Annotated in this window: 19 protein-coding genes; 6 read left to right on the plus strand and 13 right to left on the minus strand. The window is 72.3% G+C overall.

From position 1 onward, the window contains the following. Positions 1-13 precede the first annotated feature (13 nt). Positions 14-76, plus strand: a complete 63-nt coding sequence (locus ACH4UM_RS09610; RefSeq protein WP_358864531.1) for a trp operon leader peptide — start codon at positions 14-16, stop codon at positions 74-76. Between the two features lie 129 nt (positions 77-205). Continuing rightward, entirely contained in the window at positions 206-2,116 is a 1,911-nt protein-coding gene (locus tag ACH4UM_RS09615; protein WP_398175833.1) for an anthranilate synthase family protein, read from the plus strand. Here ACH4UM_RS09615 and ACH4UM_RS09620 read toward each other — a convergent pair. From ACH4UM_RS09620 to ACH4UM_RS09640, 5 genes are all read right to left on the minus strand, one after another. Continuing rightward, entirely contained in the window at positions 2,068-3,063 is a 996-nt protein-coding gene (locus ACH4UM_RS09620; protein ID WP_398175835.1) for a 2-hydroxyacid dehydrogenase, read from the minus strand. The genes ACH4UM_RS09615 and ACH4UM_RS09620 overlap by 49 nt on opposite strands. A gap of 94 nt (positions 3,064-3,157) precedes the next feature. Further along, positions 3,158-4,186 carry a 6-phosphofructokinase gene (locus tag ACH4UM_RS09625; RefSeq protein WP_398175837.1) on the minus strand — a complete coding sequence of 343 codons (1,029 nt, stop codon included), beginning with the start codon at positions 4,184-4,186 and terminating at the stop codon, positions 3,158-3,160. Between the two features lie 154 nt (positions 4,187-4,340). Continuing rightward, positions 4,341-5,018: a response regulator gene (locus ACH4UM_RS09630; protein WP_398175839.1), complete on the minus strand. Its 678-nt coding sequence runs from the start codon at positions 5,016-5,018 to the stop codon at positions 4,341-4,343. After that, on the minus strand, positions 5,015-6,295 hold the full coding sequence (gene macS, locus ACH4UM_RS09635) for a MacS family sensor histidine kinase (RefSeq protein ID WP_398175841.1): 1,281 nt from the start codon (positions 6,293-6,295) through the stop codon (positions 5,015-5,017). Before macS ends, ACH4UM_RS09630 begins: the two co-directional genes overlap by 4 nt. A gap of 62 nt (positions 6,296-6,357) precedes the next feature. Beyond that, positions 6,358-7,134, minus strand: a complete 777-nt coding sequence (locus ACH4UM_RS09640) for a lysophospholipid acyltransferase family protein (RefSeq protein WP_398175937.1) — start codon at positions 7,132-7,134, stop codon at positions 6,358-6,360. Between the two features lie 179 nt (positions 7,135-7,313). On the opposite strand from ACH4UM_RS09640, the gene ACH4UM_RS09645 reads away from it, so the two are divergent. Beyond that, a complete protein-coding gene (locus ACH4UM_RS09645) occupies positions 7,314-8,093 on the plus strand; it encodes an alpha/beta hydrolase (protein WP_398175939.1) in 780 nt (259 codons plus the stop codon). Beyond that, positions 8,086-8,829, plus strand: a complete 744-nt coding sequence (locus ACH4UM_RS09650; protein WP_398175843.1) for a hypothetical protein — start codon at positions 8,086-8,088, stop codon at positions 8,827-8,829. The genes ACH4UM_RS09645 and ACH4UM_RS09650 overlap by 8 nt, the downstream gene beginning before the upstream one ends. A 168-nt stretch (positions 8,830-8,997) precedes the next feature. On the opposite strand, the gene ACH4UM_RS09655 is transcribed toward ACH4UM_RS09650, so the two are convergent. From ACH4UM_RS09655 to ACH4UM_RS09680, 6 genes are all read right to left on the minus strand, one after another. Continuing rightward, complete coding sequence (locus ACH4UM_RS09655; RefSeq protein ID WP_398175845.1) at positions 8,998-9,756, minus strand: endonuclease/exonuclease/phosphatase family protein; 759 nt, start codon at positions 9,754-9,756, stop codon at positions 8,998-9,000. Positions 9,757-10,069: 313 nt separating this feature from the next. Next, positions 10,070-11,023: an ROK family glucokinase gene (locus ACH4UM_RS09660; RefSeq protein WP_398175847.1), complete on the minus strand. Its 954-nt coding sequence runs from the start codon at positions 11,021-11,023 to the stop codon at positions 10,070-10,072. A gap of 129 nt (positions 11,024-11,152) precedes the next feature. Then, positions 11,153-11,692: a DUF5304 family protein gene (locus tag ACH4UM_RS09665; protein WP_398175849.1), complete on the minus strand. Its 540-nt coding sequence runs from the start codon at positions 11,690-11,692 to the stop codon at positions 11,153-11,155. Between the two features lie 57 nt (positions 11,693-11,749). Beyond that, positions 11,750-12,928, minus strand: coding sequence for an ArsA family ATPase (locus tag ACH4UM_RS09670; protein ID WP_398175851.1), 1,179 nt, complete (start codon positions 12,926-12,928; stop codon positions 11,750-11,752). Between the two features lie 395 nt (positions 12,929-13,323). Continuing rightward, a complete protein-coding gene (locus tag ACH4UM_RS09675; RefSeq protein ID WP_398175853.1) occupies positions 13,324-13,821 on the minus strand; it encodes an SRPBCC family protein in 498 nt (165 codons plus the stop codon). A 159-nt stretch (positions 13,822-13,980) separates the two neighbouring features. Further along, a complete protein-coding gene (locus ACH4UM_RS09680) occupies positions 13,981-14,778 on the minus strand; it encodes a metallophosphoesterase (RefSeq protein ID WP_398175855.1) in 798 nt (265 codons plus the stop codon). 318 nt (positions 14,779-15,096) lie between these two features. Here ACH4UM_RS09680 and ACH4UM_RS09685 point away from each other — a divergent pair, with 318 nt between their 5' ends. After that, positions 15,097-16,893 carry an AMP-dependent synthetase/ligase gene (locus ACH4UM_RS09685; protein ID WP_398175857.1) on the plus strand — a complete coding sequence of 599 codons (1,797 nt, stop codon included), beginning with the start codon at positions 15,097-15,099 and terminating at the stop codon, positions 16,891-16,893. Positions 16,894-16,906: 13 nt separating this feature from the next. Here ACH4UM_RS09685 and ACH4UM_RS09690 read toward each other — a convergent pair whose 3' ends face one another. Together ACH4UM_RS09690 and ACH4UM_RS09695 are read right to left on the minus strand one after the other, a co-directional pair. Then, the gene (locus ACH4UM_RS09690; protein ID WP_398175941.1) at positions 16,907-18,493 is read right to left on the minus strand and encodes a GMC oxidoreductase; all 1,587 of its coding nucleotides are present in this window, start codon (positions 18,491-18,493) and stop codon (positions 16,907-16,909) included. A 127-nt stretch (positions 18,494-18,620) separates the two neighbouring features. Beyond that, entirely contained in the window at positions 18,621-19,763 is a 1,143-nt protein-coding gene (locus ACH4UM_RS09695; RefSeq protein ID WP_398175859.1) for a glycosyltransferase family 4 protein, read from the minus strand. Positions 19,764-19,891: 128 nt separating this feature from the next. Between ACH4UM_RS09695 and ACH4UM_RS09700 the strand changes: the two genes are divergently transcribed. Then, a complete protein-coding gene (locus ACH4UM_RS09700; RefSeq protein WP_398175861.1) occupies positions 19,892-21,136 on the plus strand; it encodes a glycosyltransferase 87 family protein in 1,245 nt (414 codons plus the stop codon). Positions 21,137-21,144: the final 8 nt, after the last annotated feature.

Genomic DNA, 21,144 nt, shown 5'->3' on the forward strand with positions numbered 1-21,144 from the left:
TAGGGTGCCGGGCATGTTCGCGCACTCGACCCAGAACCAGAACTGGTGGTGGACCGCTTCTCCGGCGGCCCGCTGACTGCGCGTAACCCACTTCGCGAAGGCCGCCCGAGGGGCGGCCTTCGGCGTTCTCGGCGCCCGGGCGGCCGTTCCTCACCGACATCGACTCGACATCGACGGATTCGACCAAATCCACGGAAGAGGAACCATGGACCTGGCACGGCTGCTGCACGATCCCCGCCCCTTCGCCCTGCTCCGCCGCCGCACCCCGGGGCACGACCACGACCTGGTCGAGCTGTTCCTCGGCCCGGTGAGCACCCGCGAGCGCCTGGCCGACCTGCCGGACGAGGGCCTGGCGCTGGTCCCGTTCCGCCAGATCCGCGAGCGCGGCTTCGACGTGCGCGACGACGGCACCCCGCTGACCGTGCTGACCCCCGACGAGACGTACGCGGTCCCGCTCGCCGAGGCGCTGGCTCAGCTCCCCGCGCACGAGGTCCGCGTCGAGGGCGGCGGGTTCGACGTCGGCGACGAGGAGTACGCGGCAATCGTCGGGCGGGTGCTGCACGACGAGATCGGCGCGGGCGAGGGCGCGAACTTCGTGATCCGCCGGACCTACGAGGGTGAGATCCCGGACTTCTCCCGGGCCGACGCGCTGGCGCTGTTCCGGCGGCTGCTGGAGGGCGAGCGGGGTGCGTACTGGACGTTCGTGGTCCACACCGGGGACCGGACGCTGGTGGGTGCCAGTCCCGAGGTGCACGTGCGGATGTCCGGCGGCACGGTCGTCATGAACCCGATCAGCGGTACGTACCGCTATCCGGCCCAGGGGCCGACGCCCGGGCAGCTGCTGGACTTCCTCGCCGACGGCAAGGAGATCGAGGAGCTGTCGATGGTCGTCGACGAGGAACTGAAGATGATGTGCACCGTCGGCGACATGGGCGGGGTCGTCGTCGGGCCGCGGCTGAAGGAGATGGCGCACCTCGCGCACACCGAGTACGAGCTGCGCGGCCGGTCGTCCCTGGACGTGCGCGAGGTGCTGAAGGAGACCATGTTCGCGGCGACCGTCACCGGCTCGCCCGTGCAGAACGCCTGCCGGGTCATCGAGCGCCACGAGGCCGGAGGGCGCGGGTACTACGCGGGGGCTCTCGCGCTCCTGGGCCGCGACTCCGGCGGCGCGCAGACCCTGGACTCCCCCATCCTCATCCGCACCGCCGACATCGACGCGGCCGGGCGGCTGCGCGTTCCCGTCGGCGCCACCCTCGTCCGCGGCTCGGACCCGGCCGGCGAGGTCGCGGAGACGCACGCCAAGGCGGCGGGCGTACTGGCGGCGCTCGGCGTACGGCCCGCCCGCCCGGGTGCGGAGCGGGCACTGCCGCGGCTGGCCGGGGACCCGCGGGTGCGGGCGGCGCTGGACGGGCGGCGGGCCTCGCTGGCGCCGTTCTGGCTGCGGATGCAGGAGCGGCGGGCCGAACTGACCGGGCACGCCCTGGTCGTGGACGGCGAGGACACCTTCACCTCGATGCTCGCGCACGTGCTGCGGTCCTCGGGTCTTGAGGTGACCGTGCGCCGCTACGACGAGGCCGGCCTGCACGACGCCGTGCTCGCGCACGAGGGGCCGGTCGTCATCGGGCCCGGCCCCGGCGACCCCGGCGACCTGACCGACCCGAAGATGCGCCTGCTGCGGGCGCTGACCGCCGAGGTGATCCGGGGGGAACACGCGCACGGCGTTCTCGGCGTCTGCCTCGGGCACGAGCTGATCGCGGCCGAGCTGGGCCTGGAAATCGTCCGCAAGGAGGTGCCGTACCAGGGCGCGCAGACCACCGTCGACCTGTTCGGGCGTACCGAGACGGTCGGCTTCTACAACAGCTTCGTGGCACGCTGCGACGACGAGGCGCACGCGGAGCTGGCCGCGCAGGGCATCGAGGTGAGCCGGAGCGCGACCGGCGAGGTGCACGCCCTGCGCGGGCCAGGTCGTGCCGGAGGCGCGCCCATGAATCCAGTCGCGGGCGTGCAGTTCCACCCGGAGTCGGTGCTGACGCTCAACGGCGCGGCGATCGTCACCGAGCTGGTGGGTCAGCTCCGCGGCACCAGCACGTTCTCCGATCGGCGGCCCGCCTTGTAGTCGAGTACGTTGCGCACCGTGGTGTCGACGATCTGCCGGACGGCGTCCTCGGTGTAGTACGCCTGGTGGGACGTGACCAGCACGTTCGGGAAGGTGACCAGGCGGGCCAGGGTGTCGTCCTCGATCGCCTCCAGTGACCGGTCGACGAAGAAGAGGCCCGCCTCGGCCTCGTACACGTCCAGGCCGACGCCTGTGAAGCGGCCCTCGCGCAGTTCGGCGACGAGGGCCGCGGTGTCGATCAGGCCGCCGCGGCTGGAGTTCACCAGGATCGCGTCGTCCTTCATCGCCTTCAGGGCGGCCTCGTCGATGAGGTTCTGGGTCTCGGGCATCAGCGGGACGTGCAGGGAGACCAGGTCGGACTCGGCCAGGAGCTCGTCCCGGGAGACGTACTTCATGCCGAGTTCCATGCAGGCGGGGTTCTCGGCGATGTCCCAGCCGAGCAGCCGCATGCCGAAGCCGTGGGCGATCCGGGCGAACGCCTCGCCGATCTTGCCGGTGCCGATCACACCGGCGGTGCGGCCGTGCAGGTCACGGCCCATCAGGCCGTCGAGCCGGAAGTCGAAGTCGCGGGTGCGGGTGGAGGCCCGCACGATGCGCCGGTTGACCGCGAGGGCGAGGGTCCAGGCGAATTCGGCGACGGCGTAGGGCGAGTAGTACGACACCCGGGCAACCGTCAGGCCGAGCCGTTCGGCGACGTGGAGGTCGATGTTGTTGAAGCCGGTGGAGCGCTGGGCGATCATCCGGGTGCCGCCCGCCGCGAGCGTCTGAAGGACGGTGGCGCCGAGGTCGGCGTTGACGCTGGAGGAGACGATCTCGTAGCCGGCGGCGATGGGGGCGGTGTCCTCGTTGAGGAAGACCTCCACGCAGCGGACCTCGTGGTGGTCCCGGAAGGCGTGCTCGATCAGGGGCTTTTCGTCGGCCTGCACTCCGAAGGCCAGGATCTCCATCACGGCTCCCGTTCTGGTGGGTATGGGCCGAGAATACGGCCCATACCCAGGTTGCCGGTCCAGTGGAGGTCACACGCGAGTCGGGCGGCGGAGGTCAGCCGAAGAAGACCCCGGCCTCCTCGTACAGCTTGGGGTCCACCGTCTTCAGCCTGGCGGTGGCCTCCGCGATCGGGACGCGGACGATGCCGGTGCCGCGCAGGGCGACCATCCTGCCGAAGTCGCCGTCGTGGACGCAGTCGATGGCGTGCAGCCCGAAGCGGGTGGCGAGCCAGCGGTCGAAGGCGCTGGGGGTGCCGCCGCGCTGGATGTGCCCGAGCACGGTCGTCCGGGCCTCCTTGCCGGTCCGCCTCTCGATCTCCTTGGCCAGCCACTCGCCGACCCCGGACAGCCGTACGTGCCCGAAGGAGTCGCGTGAGGAGTCCTTGAGGACCATGTCGCCGTCCTTCGGCATGGCGCCCTCGGCGACGACCACGATCGGGGCGTACGACGCCTTGAAGCGGGAGGCGATCCAGGCGCAGACCTGGTCCAGGTCGAAGCGCTGCTCGGGGATGAGGATGACGTTCGCACCGCCGGCCAGACCGGAGTGGAGGGCGATCCAGCCGGCGTGACGGCCCATCACCTCGCAGACCAGGACCCGCATGTGGGACTCGGCGGTGGTGTGCAGCCGGTCGATCGCCTCGGTGGCGATGCCGACCGCGGTGTCGAAGCCGAAGGTGTAGTCGGTGGCGGACAGGTCGTTGTCGATGGTCTTGGGCACGCCGACACAGGGCACGCCGTACTCGTCGCTGAGCCGCGCGGCCACCCCGAGGGTGTCCTCGCCGCCGATCGCGATGAGCGCCTCGACCTCCTGCTTGGCGAGGTTCTCCTTGATCCGCCGGATGCCGTTCTCCTGCTTGAGGGGATTGGTGCGCGAGGAGCCGAGGATGGTGCCGCCGCGGGGCAGGATGCCGCGCACCGCGGGGATGTCGAGGCCGACCGTGTCGTTCTCCAGGGGGCCCCGCCAGCCGTCCCGGAAACCGACGAAGTCGTAGCCGTACTCCTGCACGCCCTTGCGGACGACGCCCCGGATGACGGCGTTGAGTCCGGGGCAGTCACCGCCTCCGGTCAGTACTCCGACCCGCATGGAAATGTCCCTTCACCACGGTTGCCTGGTGGGGGTCACGCTAGGGGTGACGCACATCACTCAAGGGCGCACTGGAGGGTCAATTCCGGTGAAATGTCTGGTAGTTGGTCAGGGTAAATCCACCCGAAAGAGTGACCGGGTGGCGTACCCGGGCTTACTCGCCGTCAAGCCCCCGCTCGATGGCGTACCGCACCAGCTCGACGCGGTTGTGCAACTGGAGCTTGCCGAGGGTGTTCTGCACATGGTTCTGGACCGTGCGGTGGGAGATGACCAGGCGCTCGGCGATCTGCTTGTAGCTCAGTCCCTTGGCGACCAGGCGCAGCACCTCCGTCTCCCGGTCGGTGAGCCGGGGCGCCTTCGGACCGTCGGTGTCCGCGGCGGGCGCGGGCTCGGCGGCGAGGCGGCGGTACTCGCCGAGGACCAGGCCGGCGAGGCCCGGCGTGAACACCGGGTCGCCCACGGCCGTACGGCGCACCGCGTCCAGCAGTTCCTGTGTCGAGGCCGACTTCAGCAGATAGCCCGTCGCACCCGACTTCACCGCCTCCAGGACGTCGGCGTGCTCACCGCTCGCGGACAGCACCAGCACGCGCAACGCCGGATTGGCGGCGACGAGCTCCTTGCAGACCTGTACGCCGGGCTTCGCCGGCAGGTTCAGGTCCAGGACGAGCACGTCGGGGACGGCCGCCTTGGCGCGGCGCACCGCCTGCTCGCCGTCCCCGGCGGTGGCGACCACCTCCAGGCCCGACTCGGCCAGGTCGCGCGCGACGGCGTCGCGCCACATCGGGTGGTCGTCGACCACCATGACCCTGATCGGGTCCCGCTCACCGCTCATCGGCTCTCCGCCTTCCCCCGCGCCTTCGTGGCGTCCTTCGCGTCCTTCGCGTGCTTCACATCGTTCGCGCGCTTCGCGTCCTTCGCGTGCTTCGGTACGTTCAGTTCGACCTCGGTGCCCTGGCCCGGGACCGAGATCAGTTCGGCGGTGCCGCCGATGTCGCGCAGCCGGCCCCGGATCGACTGCGCCACGCCGAGCCGGCCCTCGCCCTCGGCCTGGGCGAGCCGCCCGGACGGGATGCCGGGCCCGTCGTCCCGCACCGTCACGACCACCGACTCCGGCTCGTCCTCGACCAGGATCCAGGCCCGCGCGCCCTCGCCCGCGTGCCTGCGGACGTTGTCCAGCGCGGCCTTGACGGCAGCGGCCAGCTCGCGGGCGACGGGGGCGGGCAGCGGCACCGGGGCACCCGGTTCGGCGAGGCTGACCCGGGAGCCGGCGTACGGGGCGAGCAGGGCGCGCAGGTCGACCGGGCCGCTCTCGTCGGGCTCCTCGTCCACCAGCCGGACCACCGCGCCCTCGGCCGCGTCCTCCGAGACCCGGGAGACGGGGACCAGCCCACCGGAGACCAGGGTGCGCAGCGCCACCTCCTGCTCCCCGGCCAGCCGGCCCAGCTCCGCCGCCTCGCCGCCGATGACCGCCCCGCGCCGCTGCACCATCGCCAGCACCTGCAGCACGCCGTCGTGGATGTCCCGGGCCAGTCGCTCCCGTTCGCGGGTCGCGGCCTCGATCTCCAGGGCGCGGGCGAGGGTGCGCTCGGAGGCACGGGCGACCTCGACGACGTAGCCGATGGCGATGGAGGCGACCCACACCAGGATCACGTTGTGCACGGTGTCACGGGCCGGAGTGCCGCGCTCGGCCAGGTTGACGACGGCGACCGCCGTCGAGGCGAACGCGGCCCAGCGCCAGCCGCCCTTGATGGCGAAGGCGAGGACGGAACCGGCGGTCCATATCGACGGCAGCGTCGGGCCGCCGTCCGCGATCCGCGCGGGGGCGTCGGCGACGGGTGTGAGGAGGATGCCGGTCAGCGCCAGGGCGAGGTCGAGCGCGAGGAAGCGCCTGGTGCAGTTGGCCGCGCTCGCCACCCTGGGCAGGGTGGCGAGGGTCCACACGAAAAGGACGCAGTAGTAGGCGATGGCGACGCCAGGGCGCGGGAACCGGTCGTAGGCGGTGGCGAACAGGCCCACCGCGTAGAACATGGTCAGCACCCGGTATCCGGCGAGCGCACGCCACAGCGGCTGCTCGACCGACATCCTCATGACACGCTCACGCCTGGGCATGCCCCCCCCTTTTCGTCCTCGGCGGCTCGCCTACGCCGCCGCTCCCCTGCTCCCCTGCTCCCCTACTCCGCGTTCTTCTCCTTGGCGGCCTGCTCCTTGGCGGCCTGTTCCCTGGCCGCCTTCTCGAGCGCGGCCTTCGCCGCCTTCTCGGCCTCCTTCTCGGCCTTCGCCGCCTCCGCGATCTGCCGCTTGGCGGCGGTCGCGTACATGTCGACGTACTCCTGGCCGGAGAGCTTCATGATCTCGTACATGACCTCGTCGGTCACCGCGCGCAGCACGAAGCGGTCGTGCTCCATGCCCTGGTACCGGCTGAAGTCCAGCGCCTTGCCGATACGGATGCCCGGACGCATCAGCTTGGGGACGACCTTCCCGGGCGGCTGGATCTTCTCCGTGTCGATCATGGCCACCGGGATGACGGGCGCCCCGGTGGCCAGCGCCACGCGCGCCAGGCCGCCCGGCTTGCCGCGGTAGAGGCGGCCGTCGGGCGAGCGGGTGCCCTCGGGATAGATGCCGAACAGCTCGCCGCGCTCCAGCACCTCGATGCCGCTCCTGACCGCCGCCTCACCCGCGCCGCGCGCGCCGGAGCGGTCCACGGGAAGCTGGCCGACGCCCTTGAAGAACGCGGCGGTCAGCCGGCCCTTCACCCCGGGGGTGGTGAAGTACTCGGCCTTCGCGATGAAGGTGACCTTGCGGTCGAGCACCGCGGGCAGGAAGAACGAGTCCGAGAAGGACAGGTGATTGCTCGCCAGAATGGCGGGGCCCTCGGCCGGAATGTTCTCCAGTCCCTCCACCCAGGGCCTGAAGGCGAGCTTCAGCGGCCCGCCGATGGCGACCTTCATCGTGCCGTAGAACAACCGAGTGCCTCCTGTGTGTGTCGATCAGACCATAACCCCAAGTGCCGCCGAAGGAGCCGACGGCCCTGGTCGGTGTCAGTGCCGTCGCGTACGGTGAAGTACCTGCAATCGTCGGCGTGCCCGCGATCGACGTGCCCAGCCCCTTCCACGAACAGGAGACCGACGTGCCGGTCCTCCCCGGAGCCGAGCCGTTCCGCCATGAGGGCGGGGAGGTCGGCGTCCTCCTCTGTCACGGTTTCACCGGCTCCCCGCAGTCGCTGCGTCCCTGGGCGGAGTTCCTCGCCGAGCGCGCTCTGACCGTGTCGCTCCCGCTGCTGCCCGGGCACGGCACCCGCTGGGAGGACATGCAGCTCACCGGCTGGCAGGACTGGTACGCGGAGGTGGACCGCGAGCTGCGCGCCCTGCGCGAGAAGTGCGCGCACGTGTTCGTGGCCGGTCTTTCCATGGGGGGCGCCCTGGCGCTGCGGCTGGCCGCCCGGCACGGGGACTCGGTCGCCGGGGTCGTGGCCGTCAACCCGGCCAACAAGGTGCACGGCCTGTCCGCGTACGCCCTTCCGGTGGCCCGCCACCTCGTGCGGACGACGAAGGGGATCGCCAGCGACATCGCCAAGGAGGGCGCCGCCGAGCTGGGATACGACCGGGTGCCGCTGCACGCCGCCCACTCGCTCAGAACCTTCTTCCGGCTGCTCGACGGCGAGCTCCCGCAGGTCACGCAGCCGCTGCTGCTCCTGCGCAGCCCCCAGGACCATGTGGTGCCGCCCGCCGACTCGGCCCGGATCCTCGGCCGGGTCTCCTCGGTGGACGTGACCGAGATCCTGCTGGAACAGAGCTACCACGTCGCGACGTTGGACCACGACGCGGACCGGATCTTCGAGGAGAGCTTCGCCTTCATCGGCCGGCTCGCACCCAGCGTCGGCAAGGAAGGGACGGCCGCAGGTGGCTGAGCACGACTCCGACCGCGAGGAACGCGAGAACCGCGGGGACCGCGAGCCGGTGGGGCCGGTCGAGCCGGTCGAGTCGGTCGGGCCCGCCGGGAGCGCGGGCGCCCCCCTCGACGAGGAGGCCGCCTGGGCCGCGATCGTCGCCGGGTACGGCAAGGAACCGCCGGACCCGCCGGGCGCGAAGCCCTACCGGCCCGTCGAGGATCTGAAGCTGCCGGACATCGACGCCGACGACACGAACGAAGCGACCGGCACGAACCCCACGACAGGCACGACCGCCCCGACCGGGACGGGCGGGACGGACGGAACGGGCGGGACGCCCGAGCAGCAGATGCCCGGCGAGGAGCGGCCGGCGGAAGACAGGCCGAAGGAGGGCAGGCCGGCCGCGGCGAGGCCGCTCGGCGGCTCCATCTCCTTCGCGCCCGGCGTCGGTCCCCGCGACTACGCGGTGCGTGAGCCGTCCGACGAGGACTTCGACGAGGACGACGAGGGCCACTTCGTACCGCCGGAGCCGCCGCCGCTGCCGGACGCGGACGTGACCGCGAAGTTCGCGTGGCTGGGGGTCGTCGGCGGCCCCGTCCTGCTCCTGCTGGCCGTGCTGTTCGGCTGGGACATGACCTGGTGGCTCACCACCCTCGCCATCGGCGGCTTCCTCGGCGGCTTCGCGACGCTGGTGACGCGGATGAAGACGGACGACGAGGACGACGACGACGACCCGGGCCGCGGGGCCGTGGTCTGATCCCTGGTGCTGTGGCCGGAAAGTTTGCCGGAAAGCTCGCGGCGTCCGGTGCGGTGCATCGCAAGGCGGAGCATCGCCCGCGTACTGCGGATGTACTCGGGTGATGCGACAACACGGCGAGGTGCCGTGCCGGGCGTCGCGAGCCGGTGAACCTTTCCGGCCGCAGCACTAGCGCACCGCGGGAATCCTGAGGGCGGCCAGCACCGGAAGGTGGTCCGTGGCCGCCCGCAGGTCCGCCTCGGTCACTCCGGGATGGCCGAGCGGCACGCCGCAGCCGAGCACCTCGATGCCGCGGCCGGCGAAGACCGCGTCGATGCGCTGGTAGGGGTCGGCGGGCGTCCAGGTGTGCTCGGCGCCGCTGGGTGCGGTGGCCCAGCAGTCCTGGAGCCGGCCGGCCAGACGCCTGAAGGTCGCGCCATCCGGCCGCTCGTTGAGGTCGCCGCCCGCGATCACGTGCTCCGTACCCATCCCGGCCAGCCGGTCGAGCAGCATGCCGCCCTGCTCGTACCGCTCCTCCCTGTCGAGGGAGAGGTGGCAGCTGAGCACCCCGGCCCGGGCGCCGCCGAACCGGACCACCGCCGTCGCGAAGCCCCGCCGGTGCCGGCCGGGGGTGAGCGGAAGCAGTACGTCCTCGGTGCGCTCGACGGTGGCCCGCAGCGAGCACAGGATCGCCGGGCCCGCCGCCGTGGCGCCCCCGGTGAGGATCACCAGCCCGGAGGCGGCCGCGAGCCGGGCGAGCTTCTTGCGCCAGCGGAAGAAGCGCGGCGCCTCCTGGACGAGGACGAGATCGGGCACGCAGGCGCTGATCACCCGGGCGAGGGCGTCGGTGTCGTCCCGCATCGAGCGGATGTTGTAGCTCAGGACGCGGACGACGGCGGAACCTTCGGACTCGGTGCTGGAGTTGGGCAGCAGCATGACGATCAACATACGCCGCGTGCCGGTCACGGTCGGGCCGCGGCGGCGCCCCGTTCTGGGCCGTGACCGGTGGCTGCGACCGTGACCGCCGGCTGTGCACGAGCCCACGGCAAGGGCTCATCCATGGCAAGGGCCCACCCACGGCACATCTCCCCGGGCGCCGGCCGCGAGGGAGCCGAAGGGGCGCCGCCGGTGTCGAGAGGACATGGGGGTCCCCCTGCTCGTCAAGAGCTTGGGGGAGCGCGAAGGCTCGAAGCGCTGAGCACGATCGTCCTGTCGACACCGGCTGGGGCGCCCCGCAGGCGACCGAGCCGACAAACCCGTGTCACATGATCGGGTCGGGCTCCCGGGCCAGGTCCGCCGCGCCCACCATGCCGGCCTTGTTGCCCAGCTGCGCGGCGATCACGTCGGCGACCGGGCGCCAGTTGCCGCCGACCAGCCAGCGCTTGTACGACTTGCGGATCGGGTCGAGGACCAGCTCGCCCTCGTCGGAGAGGCCGCCGCCGACGATGAAGGCGGAGGGGTCGAAGAGGGAGGCCAGGTCGGCCAGGCCCGCACCGGCCCAGCGGGCCAGCTCGCGGTAGGAGTCGACGGCCACCGGGTCGCCCTGCCGGGCGGCCATCGAGATGTGCTTGCCCTCGATGCCGTCGGGGGTGCCGTCGCCGAGCGAAAGCAGCACTTCGGCGTTCTCCGGGGTGGCGTTGGCGCGCTGCTTGGCGTATCTGACCAGGGCGCGGCCCGAGGCGTACTGCTCCCAGCAGCCCTGCGAGCCGCAGCCGCACAGCAGACCGTCCGGGACCATCCGGATGTGCCCGAACTCGGCGGCCACGCCGAAGTGGCCGCGGCGCAGCTTGTTGCCGATGATGATGCCGCCACCGAGGCCGGTGCCGAGCGTGATGCAGATGACGTTGCGGTGGCCCTTGCCGGCGCCGAACTTGTACTCGCCCCAGGCCGCGGCGTTGGCGTCGTTCTCCACGACGACCGGCAGGCCCACGCGGGCCTCGACCTTCTCCTTCAGCGGCTCCTGGCGCCAGTCGATGTTGGGCGCGAAGTAGACCGTGGAGCGCTGCCGGTTGACGTATCCGGCGGCACCGATGCCCACGCCGACGATGTCGTGCCCCGCGCTTGCGCCCTCCACCGCCGAGGCGATGGCGTCCACGATGGCCTCGGGCGTGGTGGGAGTGGGCACCTTGAAGGTCGAGAGGATGTTGCCTTCCTCGTCGACCACGCCGGCCGCGATCTTCGTGCCGCCGATGTCGACGCCGATGGTGAGTCCCATGAATCCCTCAGTTTCGGTCGAGCCCCGCTACGGCCAACCGTACCCGAGGCCCTGCCGTGGAATTCGCGTCGTCCGACCGGTGAACGGGCCGGGCGGCCCCAAGGGTCCCTTCGCGGGCGGTGGGCCCGGTCAGTCCAGGTCGATGCGCTCCCCGCCACCGGTGCCCTCGCCCCGGTCGCGACCGCGGTCCCGGTCACGGTCCTCCAGGTTCTTCAGGTCGTCCTCCGGGGCGCTGGTGCCGCTCGTCCAGCGCCGCTCCTGGGCCGCGACGGCCGAGCGGTAGGCGGCGAGCAGTTCACCGCCGGCCGCCGCGAGGTGGTCGAAGACGTCCGGGTTGCGGTCTATGACCGGCTCCACGGCCGCCTTGGCCTGCTGCACGACCTGCCGGACCACCTGCTGGGCCGCCGGTCCGGCGACCGGGCCGAGCAGCGGCGTTTGGATCGACGAGAGCTTGTCGGCGACGGTGTCGACGAGCCGGCGCAGCTCCTCGGCGGCCGAGCCGGGCGGCGGGCCGTGCTCGGCGCGGCGCCTGGCCTTCTCCGCCGCGAGGTCCTCGGCACAGGCCGTGGCCCAGGCATCGGCGTCGGCATTGGCGTCGGCGTCGGTCGCCCGGACCTCGTCGCCGGTCTCCTCCTGAGCGGCGTCGGACGGTGGGCGCTCTTCGCTCATGGCGGGCTCCTGACTACGTTTCGTCCTTACGACGTTACCCGAACGGGGGTGCTCGCTTCACCTCTCGCGGGGCCACAGCGCGGGGTCCGGAACGAACCGGATGCGCAGCTCTCCCTCGCGCAGGGCGGCCCCGTCGACGGTGCACCGGCGCAGCGCCGAGGGCAGCGGCACGACGCGGCGGAACGGCCCGGCGGTGAGCACGAGTTCGTCGCCGCGCCGGATGAGGTCCAGCTCGTCGCGTATGGCGCCGGGCAGCGGGATGTGCCACACCAGGACCCGGCCGTCGCCGTCCTCGGCGGGGCGGTCGGCGACGGGCCACTCGACCGGGGCGGGCGCCGGGTTGACGCCGGGCACCGCGAGGGCCGCCAGGTCGTCCGGGCCGCGCGGGTCCCGGCCCAGGTGGACCGCCGGGTGGACGTCGTACGTCTCCCGCCACTCGTCGAGCGCCTTGCGCTGCTGGGCGACCGGGCCGGCGAGCCAGGAGTCCGCGGGGGCCTCGGGCAGCACCCGGGTCGCGACCAGGGACTCGGTGGTCAGGCCTCGAACGGCCAGCCCCAGGGCGGCGTCCCGGACGGCGTCGGTGCCGGCCGGGCCGGGCTCGGCGACCAGGCGGACGGCGGTGCCGGGGTCGGCGACGACCGCGGCGACGGCGGCCAGGTCCACGTCCCAGCGGGCGGCCGTCTCGTACAGCCACTCCGCCGGCATGGGCACACCGGCGAGCCGGCCGAGGACCGGGCGCAGCGCGCGGGCCGCCTGCCGCTCCGCCGGGAGCAGCCGGCGCAGATAGCGGCGCAGCTCCTCGGGCAGCGCGAGCAGGGCGAGGGCCTGCGGGACGGGCGGCAGGTCGACGACCAGCAGCTCGAACCGCTCCGAGAGGGCCGCGTCCCGCAGCGCGCGCAGCAGGGCCAGCTCCTCGGCGCCGGGCAGCGGGGTGACCTCCTCGGCGTCCAGGCGGGAGGCTCCGAGGAGGTCCAGGACGTTCGCGGCTCGCTCCTGGAAGGCGGCGAGGTCGGCGCGGAAGCCGGCGGCGGCGTCGGGACGCCAGGCGGTGAGGTTCTCCGCGACGCTGGCCGGGGTCGCACCCGTGGGCACGCCGAGCACGGCGCCGAGAGTGTCGGTGCGGTCGGCGGTGAGGACGAGGGTGGGGGTGCCCTCGCGGGCGGCGGTGATCGCGGTGGCCGCGGCTACCGTGGTACGGCCGGAACCGCCTGGGCCTGTGATCAGCAGGGTGCGCATGAGGTTGAACGGTAGCTGTGTTTGATGGCTCGGTCGCCTACGGGGCGCCCCGGCCGGTGTCGGGACGGCGATGGTGCTCGGCGCCTCCGCGCTCCCCCCAGGCTCTTCACGAGCAGGGGACCCCCCTGCCCCCTGCCGTCTCCGCGCCGGCGCGCCCCTTCGGCCCACTCGCGGCCGGCGCCCGGGGAGATGTGCCGTGGGTGGGCCGTTGCCCCCAGTGCTTGCACGGCAACCGGTCACCGCCCGAAACGGCTTGCCCCCCGGCGGCCCACCCACGACCGGCAGCCAGGGACAGGTGCCGTCGAGAGCCCTCGCCGTCGGGCCATGGGCAGCCACCGGTCACCGCCCCAAACAGCGCACCCCCGGCGGCCCGCCCGCAGCCGCGGACGCCGTGACTACTTCTCGCCCGGCTCGCTCGACCCGGCCGACCCGGCCGCCTCGGCCGCCTCGCCAGGTTCGCCCGACTCGACCCGCTGCTTCAGCCCGGCCAGCGCGCGGTCGATGATGACCTTCTCGGCCTTGCGCTTGATCATGCCGAGCATGGGGATCTTGACGTCGACGGTGAGGCGGTAGGTGACCTCCGTCGCGCCGGCGCCCGCGGGCTTCAGCAGGTAGGAGCCGTCCAGGGAGCGGAGCATCTGGGACTTCACCAGGGTCCAGGAGACCTCGTTGGCGCCGGTCCAGGTGTACGCCAGGGTCTGGTCGTCCTTGATGGCGCCCGCGTCCATGACGAGGCGGACCTGCTCGGCGCGGCCCCGGTCGTCGGTCTTGAGGACCTCGGCCTCCTTGACCTCGCCGGTCCAGTCGGGGTAGCGGGCGAAGTCGGCGATCACCCCCATGACGTCGGCCGGTGCCGCCTCGATCGTGATGCTCGAGCTGGTGTGTTCCGCCATCGCCGTGGCTCCTCCAGATGCGGGCCGTATCGGGGGTCTCCCCCCTGCTCGTCGCGAGCCATGGGGAAGAGGTCGTCGTGCGCACGTGTGTGCAGCGTGAAGGCTACCGCGCGGCTGCCCGCCGGACTCCACCCCCACCTGCGTGATCGGCTGGAACGCTCACCACCGCAGGACCCAGGGCCGGCCGGTGCCGGCGAAGTGGCCCACGTTCACGCACTCGGTCGAGCCGATCCGCATCCGGCGGACCAGTGGCTGGTGGACATGGCCGAAGAGCGCGTACCGGGGGCGGGTGCGGCGGATGGCGTCCAGCAGGGCCCGGCTGCCGCGCTCGAAGCGGCGGGCGACGGTGTCGTAGACGAGTTCGGGTACGTCCGGGGGGATGTGGGTGCACAGCACGTCGACCTCACCGACCGCCTCGATCTTCGCCGCGTACTCCTCGTCGTCGATCTCGTACGGCGTGCGCATGGGGGTGCGCAGGCCGCCGCCGACGAAGCCGAAGACGCGGCCGCCGATCTCCGCCCGCTCGCCGTCGAGCACGGTGATGCCCTCGTGGGCGTACTCCTTCCACAGGGGCGGCATGTCGACATTGCCGTAGGTGGCGTACGTCGGGGTCGGGAACGCGGCGAAGAGTTCCGCGTACTGCCCTCGTACCGCCTGTTCGATCACGGCGGCACGGTCGCCCTCGATGCCGGCCCAGAGGCGGGCGCCGAGCTCGCGGGCCTCCGTGAAGCGGCGGGCGGTGCGCAGCTCGACGATGCGGTGGGCGTTCTCCACGCCGAACAGGTCGGGGAAGATCCCGCGCGAGTGGTCGGCGTAGTCGAGGAAGAGGATCAGGTCGCCGAGACAGATCAGGGCGTCGGCACCCTCGCCGGCTCTGGCCAGGTCGCGGACGTTGCCGTGCACATCGCTGACCACGTGGATGCGTGTCCTGCCGTCACCGGCCGGTGTGGGTGCCATGGCGATCAAGGGTAGGCGTGTGGGGCATACGTGAACAGTGGCGGCCGAACCTGGGGTTACTGGCCAGTCAGTTAGCGGGTCGACTACTGTGCGCACAGGAACACCAATCCGTGTGACGCAGCGAACATCTCGCCGGAACCCCCTGTCGAAGAAGCCATACCGGCGGGTAACGTCCGGGCCGTCCAGTCGTGCTCTGGATTTCAACCACCGAGCCTGCAGTGGCTCCCTGGCGAAGCCCCGGGCACCAGACCGAGCCTTGGACCGCACCGTCGCATCACACAACGTCGTGGCGCCGGCGCCCTATGAGGAGCAGCAGTCTTGCGCGAGTTCAGCCTTCCGGCTTTGTACGAGGTCCCTGCGGACGGCAATCTGACCGACATCGTCCGCAGAAACGCCGCGCAGCACCCCGACGTCGCCGTCATCGCACGCAAGGTGGGCGGTGCCTGGCAGGACGTGACGGCCACGGCCTTCCTCGCCGAGGTGCACGCCGCCGCCAAGGGTCTGATCGCCTCCGGCATCCAGCCCGGCGACCGGGTGGGCCTGATGTCCCGGACGCGTTACGAGTGGACACTGCTGGACTTCGCGATCTGGAGCGCCGGCGCGATCACCGTGCCGGTGTACGAGACCAGCTCGCCGGAGCAGGTGCAGTGGATCCTCAGCGACTCGGGCGCCACCGCCTGCGTGGTGGAGCTGGACGGCCACGCGGCCGCCGTCGAGTCGGTGCGCGCCACGCTGCCCGCGCTGAAGAACGTCTGGCAGATCGAGGCCGGCGGGATCGAGGAGCTGGGCCGGGCAGGACAGGGCATCAGCGACGCGGCCGTCGAGGAGCGCAGTTCGCTGGCGAAGGCCGACGATCCGGCGACCATCGTGTACACCAGCGGCACCACCGGCCGGCCCAAGGGCTGTGTGCTCACCCACCGCAGCTTCTTCGCGGAGTGCGGCAACATCGTCGAGCGGCTGCGTCCGCTCTTCCGCACCGGCGAGTGCTCGGTGCTGCTCTTCCTGCCGCTCGCGCACGTCTTCGGGCGGCTGGTGCAGATCGCGCCGATGATGGCGCCGATCAAGCTGGGCTGCGTCCCGGACATCAAGAACCTCACCGACGAGCTGGCCGCGTTCCGGCCGACGCTGGTCCTCGGCGTTCCGCGGGTCTTCGAGAAGGTCTACAACTCGGCGCGCGCCAAGGCACAGGCCGACGGCAAGGGCAAGATCTTCGACAAGGCGGCAGACACGGCGATCGCGTACAGCAAGGCGCTGGACACGCCGTCCGGTCCGTCGATCGGCCTGAGGATCAAGCACAAGGCGTTCGACAGGCTGGTCTACAGCAAGCTGCGCGCGGTGCTCGGCGGCCGTGGCGAGTACGCCATCTCCGGCGGCGCCCCGCTGGGTGAGCGTCTCGGGCACTTCTTCCGCGGCATCGGCTTCACGGTGCTCGAGGGCTACGGCCTGACCGAGTCCTGCGCGGCGACCGCGTTCAACCCCTGGGACCGGCAGAAGATCGGCACGGTGGGGCAGCCGCTGCCCGGCTCGGTGATCCGCATCGCGGACGACGGGGAGGTGCTGCTGCACGGCGAGCACCTGTTCAAGGAGTACTGGAACAACCCGGGCGCGACCGGCGAGGCGCTGGCCGACGGCTGGTTCCACACCGGTGACATCGGCACCCTCGACGAGGACGGCTACCTCAGGATCACCGGCCGGAAGAAGGAGATCATCGTCACCGCGGGTGGCAAGAACGTCGCCCCGGCCGTGATCGAGGACCGTATCCGGGCGCACGCGCTGGTCGCGGAGTGCATGGTGGTGGGCGACGGGCGGCCGTTCGTGGGCGCGCTGATCACCCTTGACGAGGAGTTCCTGGGCCGCTGGTGTGCCGAGCACGGCAAGCCGGCGGGTTCCACCGCGGCGTCGCTGCGCGAGGACCCGGATCTGCTCGCGGCGATCCAGGCGGCGGTCGACGACGGCAACGCCGCGGTGTCGAAGGCGGAATCGGTGCGGAAGTTCCGCATTCTGCCCTCCCAGTTCACGGAGGAGTCGGGCCACCTCACCCCGTCGCTGAAGCTGAAGCGGAACGTGGTGGCGAAGGACTACGCGGACGAGATCGAGGCGATCTACGCCAAGTAGCGCGGCAGCCTGCTCATGGCGCGGTGTCCTCGGCGAGGACCCGCGCCATCGTGCGTTCGGCGAGGGCCGTGATGGTCACGAAGGGGTTCACTCCGATCGAACCGGGCACGAGCGAGCCGTCGGTGACGTAGAGCCGTGAACAGCCCTTCACCCGGCCGTAGTCGTCGGTCGCCTCGCCGAGTACGCAGCCGCCGAGCGGGTGGTACGTGAAGTCGTCGGCGAAGACCTTGCTCGGCGAGCCGAAGAGGTCGTAGCGGTAGATGGTGGCGTTGGCCGCGTTGATCCGGTCGAAAAGCTTCTTGGCCATGCGTACGGAGACCGCGCTCTGGGCGGCGCTCCAGCCCAGTTTCACCGACCCGCTCGCGGTGTCGTACGTGAACGAGGCCCGCTCCGGGTTCTTGGTGATCGCCAGATAGAGGCTGACCCAGTGCTCGAAGCCCATGGGCAGCGGGGCGATCTCGGCGAAGACGGGGTTGTCGGCGTTGGCCCAGTCGTCGATGCCCATGACCGGCATGGTCGCCTGATGGGCGCCGACGGTGTCCCAGAGGTGGTTGGCGCGGCCGAGCATGGTGTTGCCGTTGGTGCCCCAGCCGGCGCCCACCCGGGAGTTCAGGTCCGGCAGGGTGCCCGTGTCCCGGGCGCGGACGAGGAGTTCGCTGGTGCCGAGGCTGCCGGCGCCGAGGAAGAGATAGGTGCAGCCGTACTGACCGGTCCCGACGACGGTGCCGGTGTCGTCGATGCGGTCGGTGGTCAGGACGTACGTCCCGTCGGGGGCCCGGCCGACGCTCCGCACCCTCTCCATGGTGTGGATGGTGACGTTGCCGGTGCCGAGGGCGGCCGCGAGGTAGGTCTTGTCGAGGCTCTTCTTGCCGTGGTTGTTGCCGTAGATGACCTCCCCGGCGAGCGCCGACTTCGTGGCCGTGCCGGCCGCCTCGCGCTCCATGTAGCCGAAGTCGTAGACGTTCGGCACGAAGGTGGTCCTCAGGCCGGTGTTGGCGGCGGCCTTCCGGGAGGTGCGGGCGAACCGGTACCACTCGGTCGACTCGAACCAGGCCGGGCCGACGGAGTTGACGCCGAGCATGGCGCGGGCGCGCGGGAAGTAGGTGCCGTACATCTCGTTCACGTCCACGGTCGGGAACTGCTCGGCGAAGTACGCGGGGAGCGGGGTTACGGCCATGCCGCCGTTGACCAGGGAGCCGCCGCCGACACCCCGGCCGACGTAGACCGACATGGCGTCGAAGTGGACGCGGTCGAGGACACCGGGGTAGGGGCTGATGTCCTTGTTGACGAGGTCCAGCCACAGGAAGGTGGCCAGTGGGGCCTCGGTGCGGGTGCGGAACCACATCGAGCGCTGGTCCGGGGCGAGGGTGGAGCAGAAGACCTTGCCGTCGGAGCCGGTGGTGTTCCACAGCCGGCCCATCTCCAGGACGAGGGTGCGGATGCCTGCCTGGCCGAGGCGGAGGGCGGCTACGGCGCCGCCGTAGCCGGAGCCGACGACGATGGCGGGGGCGGATTCGACGGCTGCGGGCTCGGCGGCCCGTGCGGACTGGAGGCCGACTCGGGTGAAGCCGAGGGTGGCGGCCGTCTGGAGGGCCGCCATACCAAGGATGTGACGTCTCGTCAGCTGACGCTGCATCAGTTTTACTGTCATGCGCGCAGCATGTGCGGATTTTTCGATTCCGCCTAGGGGTGCGACCGGGTTCGGGGCAACCCCTTTGGGCAAACTTTTACAGCAGCTCCTCGAGGCGGTCGGCGAGCAGGTCCCAGCGCCACTTCTCCTCGACCCACTGCCGGCCCCGCTCCCCCATGCGGCGACGCAGCCCGGCGTCCCCGAGGAGGGCGACGATGCGGTCGGCGGCGCCCTCGGGAGAACCCCCGCGCACGACCCAGCCGGTCTCCCCGTCGAGCACCGCGTCGGGTGCGCCGCCGGAGTCCCCGGCGACGACGGGCAGCCCGGTCGCGGACGCCTCCAGGTAGACGATGCCGAGCCCTTCGACGTCGAGTCCGCCGCGCCGGGTACGGCAGGGCATGGCGAAGACGTCACCGGCGCCGTAGTGCGCGGGCAGCTCCGCCCAGGGCACCGGGCCGGTGAAGCGCACCGAGCCGGCCACCCCGGTCTCCCGCGCCAGCCCGCGCAGGTCCTTCTCGTAGGGCCCGCCACCGACGATCAGCAGCACCGTCTCCGGCTCGGCGGCCAGGATCCGGGGCATGGCCCGGATCAGGGTGTCCTGCCCCTTGCGCCTGACCAGCCGGGAGACGCACACGACCACCGGCCGGCCGGTGAGCCCGAGCCGGGCCCGCACCTCGTCGCCGCCCGACCCCGGGTGGAAGGTCTTCTCGTCCACCCCCGGCGGCAGCTGCACCATCCGCGCGGCGGCCTCGGGCGTCAGCGCGCCGGCGATCCGGGAGCGGGTGTACTCGCCGAGGTAGGTGATCGTGTCCGTGGACTGACCGATCCGGCGCAGCAAGCCGCGCGCCACGGGCAGCTGGGCCCAGCCGGCCTCGTGGCCGTGGGTGGTGGCCACCAGCCGCTTCGCGCCCGCCTTCCGCAGTGCCGGCGCCATCAGCCCGAGCGGCGCCGCCGCCCCGAACCACACCGATGCGCACCCGTGTTCCCGCAGCAGCCCGACCGCGCGCCGGGTGGCCCGGGGGGTCGGCAGCAACATCGTCGTGGGGTCGCGTACGACGGTGAAGGGCTGCTCCGCGTCGAAGGCGGCCGTCGCCTCGGCGCCCTCCCGGCCGCGCTTCCAGGTGGAGGCGTAGACGACCAGCCGCTCCGGGTCCAGCCGCAGCGCCATGTTGTGCAGGAACGCCTGGATGCCACCCGGGCGGGGCGGGAAGTCATTGGTCACGATGAGGGTCTTGTGCATCGCCGCCGACCCTACCCAACAGGGGAGTGCCGGCCGGCCGCGGCCGTGCCTCATGGCCGGGGCACGGCTCGTGGGGAGATCATGTGGTCCTCGGCGGGACGGCGGAAAGCGGACGGACGGGGGCTGAGGTGGACGGGACGGGCACGCCGCGGAGCCTGGCGGGACTGCTCACGGCCTGGGGCGCGACCCGCCTGGCGCTGCTGCTCTTCGCGCTCGGGGTCCTCGTCCTCCCCGGCCCGGACGTCACCGGCGACGTGTCGGTGATCTACCGGGGCTGGTACGAGGTGCTGCGGCAGGGCTCCTTCCCGCTGGACGACATCACCTGGCAGTACCCGCCGGCCGCCGCCCTGGCGATCCTCTCCCCCGCCGTGCTGCCCTTCCTCGGCTACGCCACCGCGTTCGCCGTCCTGGCGCTGCTGGCCGACCTGGTGGTGCTGTGCCTGCTGCTGTACGGCGGCCGGCGCCCCGGCCGCCCGCTGCGCGGCGCCTGGGTGTGGACGGCGGGCGCGGGCCTGCTGGGCCCGACCCTCTACACGCGCTACGACGTGATGGTGACCGCGGTGGCGGTGGCGGCGCTGCTGGCGGGGGTCCGGCATCCGCGCGCGCTGGGCACGCTGGCCGGTCTCGGGGCGCTGCTCAAGGCGTGGCCGGTGCTGCTGCTCGTGGGCGTGCGGGGGACGGCCCGGCGCCGGGCGTGGTCCGCGGCGGCGGTGACGGTGGCCGCGCTCGCGTCGCTGTTCGCGCTCGCCCTGCCCGGCTCCCTGTCCTTCCTGACCGCCCAGCGCGACCGGGGCACGGAGGTCGAGTCGCTGGGCGCGCTGGTCTTCCATGTGGCCCGGCACTTCGGCTGGAGCGGTCAGGTGCTGCTCAACTACGGCTCGGTGGAGTTCCTGGGGCCGTACGTCGACGTGGTCAGCACCGCCGCGCTGGCGCTCACCGGGGCCGCCTTCGGCTGGCTGCTGCTGTGGCGGCTGCGGGCGCGGCGGTTCGGGCCGCACACGCCTGCGGACGCCGCGTTCACGGCGGTGCTGCTGTTCACGGCCACCAGCCGGGTGATCAGCCCCCAGTACCTGGTGTGGCTGGTGGGGACGGGCGCCGTCTGCCTGTGCTTCCGGGAGAGCCGGATGCGGCTGCCGGTCGCGCTGGTCCTGGCGGCGGCCCCGGTGACGGTGCTGGAGTTCCCGGTGTACTTCGCGGACGTGGTCGCGAGCGACCGCCTGGGCGTCACGCTGCTGCTCGTCCGCAACGCCCTGCTGGTGGCCGCCTGCGTGGGGGCCGGCCGGGAGCTGTGGCGCGCCACGGCCTCCCGGACGGCCCCGGCGGCCCTGCCCGATCAGGCCTCCCGCAGCAGGGAGACCTCCACCTCCCCCTGACGGCCCGC

Origin of the sequence: Streptomyces sp. NPDC020801 (assembly GCF_044334385.1) — a bacterium.
Classification (GTDB): domain Bacteria; phylum Actinomycetota; class Actinomycetes; order Streptomycetales; family Streptomycetaceae; genus Streptomyces.

Coding starts and splice junctions, on each gene's coding strand:
- ACH4UM_RS09615 (WP_398175833.1), top strand. CDS start 206: ATGGACCTGGCACGGCTGCTGCACGATCCCCGCCCCTTCGCCCTGCTC.
- ACH4UM_RS09620 (WP_398175835.1), bottom strand. CDS start 3,063: ATGGAGATCCTGGCCTTCGGAGTGCAGGCCGACGAAAAGCCCCTGATC.
- ACH4UM_RS09625 (WP_398175837.1), bottom strand. CDS start 4,186: ATGCGGGTCGGAGTACTGACCGGAGGCGGTGACTGCCCCGGACTCAAC.
- ACH4UM_RS09630 (WP_398175839.1), bottom strand. CDS start 5,018: ATGAGCGGTGAGCGGGACCCGATCAGGGTCATGGTGGTCGACGACCAC.
- macS (WP_398175841.1), bottom strand. CDS start 6,295: ATGCCCAGGCGTGAGCGTGTCATGAGGATGTCGGTCGAGCAGCCGCTG.
- ACH4UM_RS09640 (WP_398175937.1), bottom strand. CDS start 7,134: ATGAAGGTCGCCATCGGCGGGCCGCTGAAGCTCGCCTTCAGGCCCTGG.
- ACH4UM_RS09655 (WP_398175845.1), bottom strand. CDS start 9,756: ATGTTGATCGTCATGCTGCTGCCCAACTCCAGCACCGAGTCCGAAGGT.
- ACH4UM_RS09660 (WP_398175847.1), bottom strand. CDS start 11,023: ATGGGACTCACCATCGGCGTCGACATCGGCGGCACGAAGATCGCGGCC.
- ACH4UM_RS09665 (WP_398175849.1), bottom strand. CDS start 11,692: ATGAGCGAAGAGCGCCCACCGTCCGACGCCGCTCAGGAGGAGACCGGC.
- ACH4UM_RS09670 (WP_398175851.1), bottom strand. CDS start 12,928: ATGCGCACCCTGCTGATCACAGGCCCAGGCGGTTCCGGCCGTACCACG.
- ACH4UM_RS09675 (WP_398175853.1), bottom strand. CDS start 13,821: ATGGCGGAACACACCAGCTCGAGCATCACGATCGAGGCGGCACCGGCC.
- ACH4UM_RS09680 (WP_398175855.1), bottom strand. CDS start 14,778: ATGGCACCCACACCGGCCGGTGACGGCAGGACACGCATCCACGTGGTC.
- ACH4UM_RS09690 (WP_398175941.1), bottom strand. CDS start 18,493: ATGGCGGCCCTCCAGACGGCCGCCACCCTCGGCTTCACCCGAGTCGGC.
- ACH4UM_RS09695 (WP_398175859.1), bottom strand. CDS start 19,763: ATGCACAAGACCCTCATCGTGACCAATGACTTCCCGCCCCGCCCGGGT.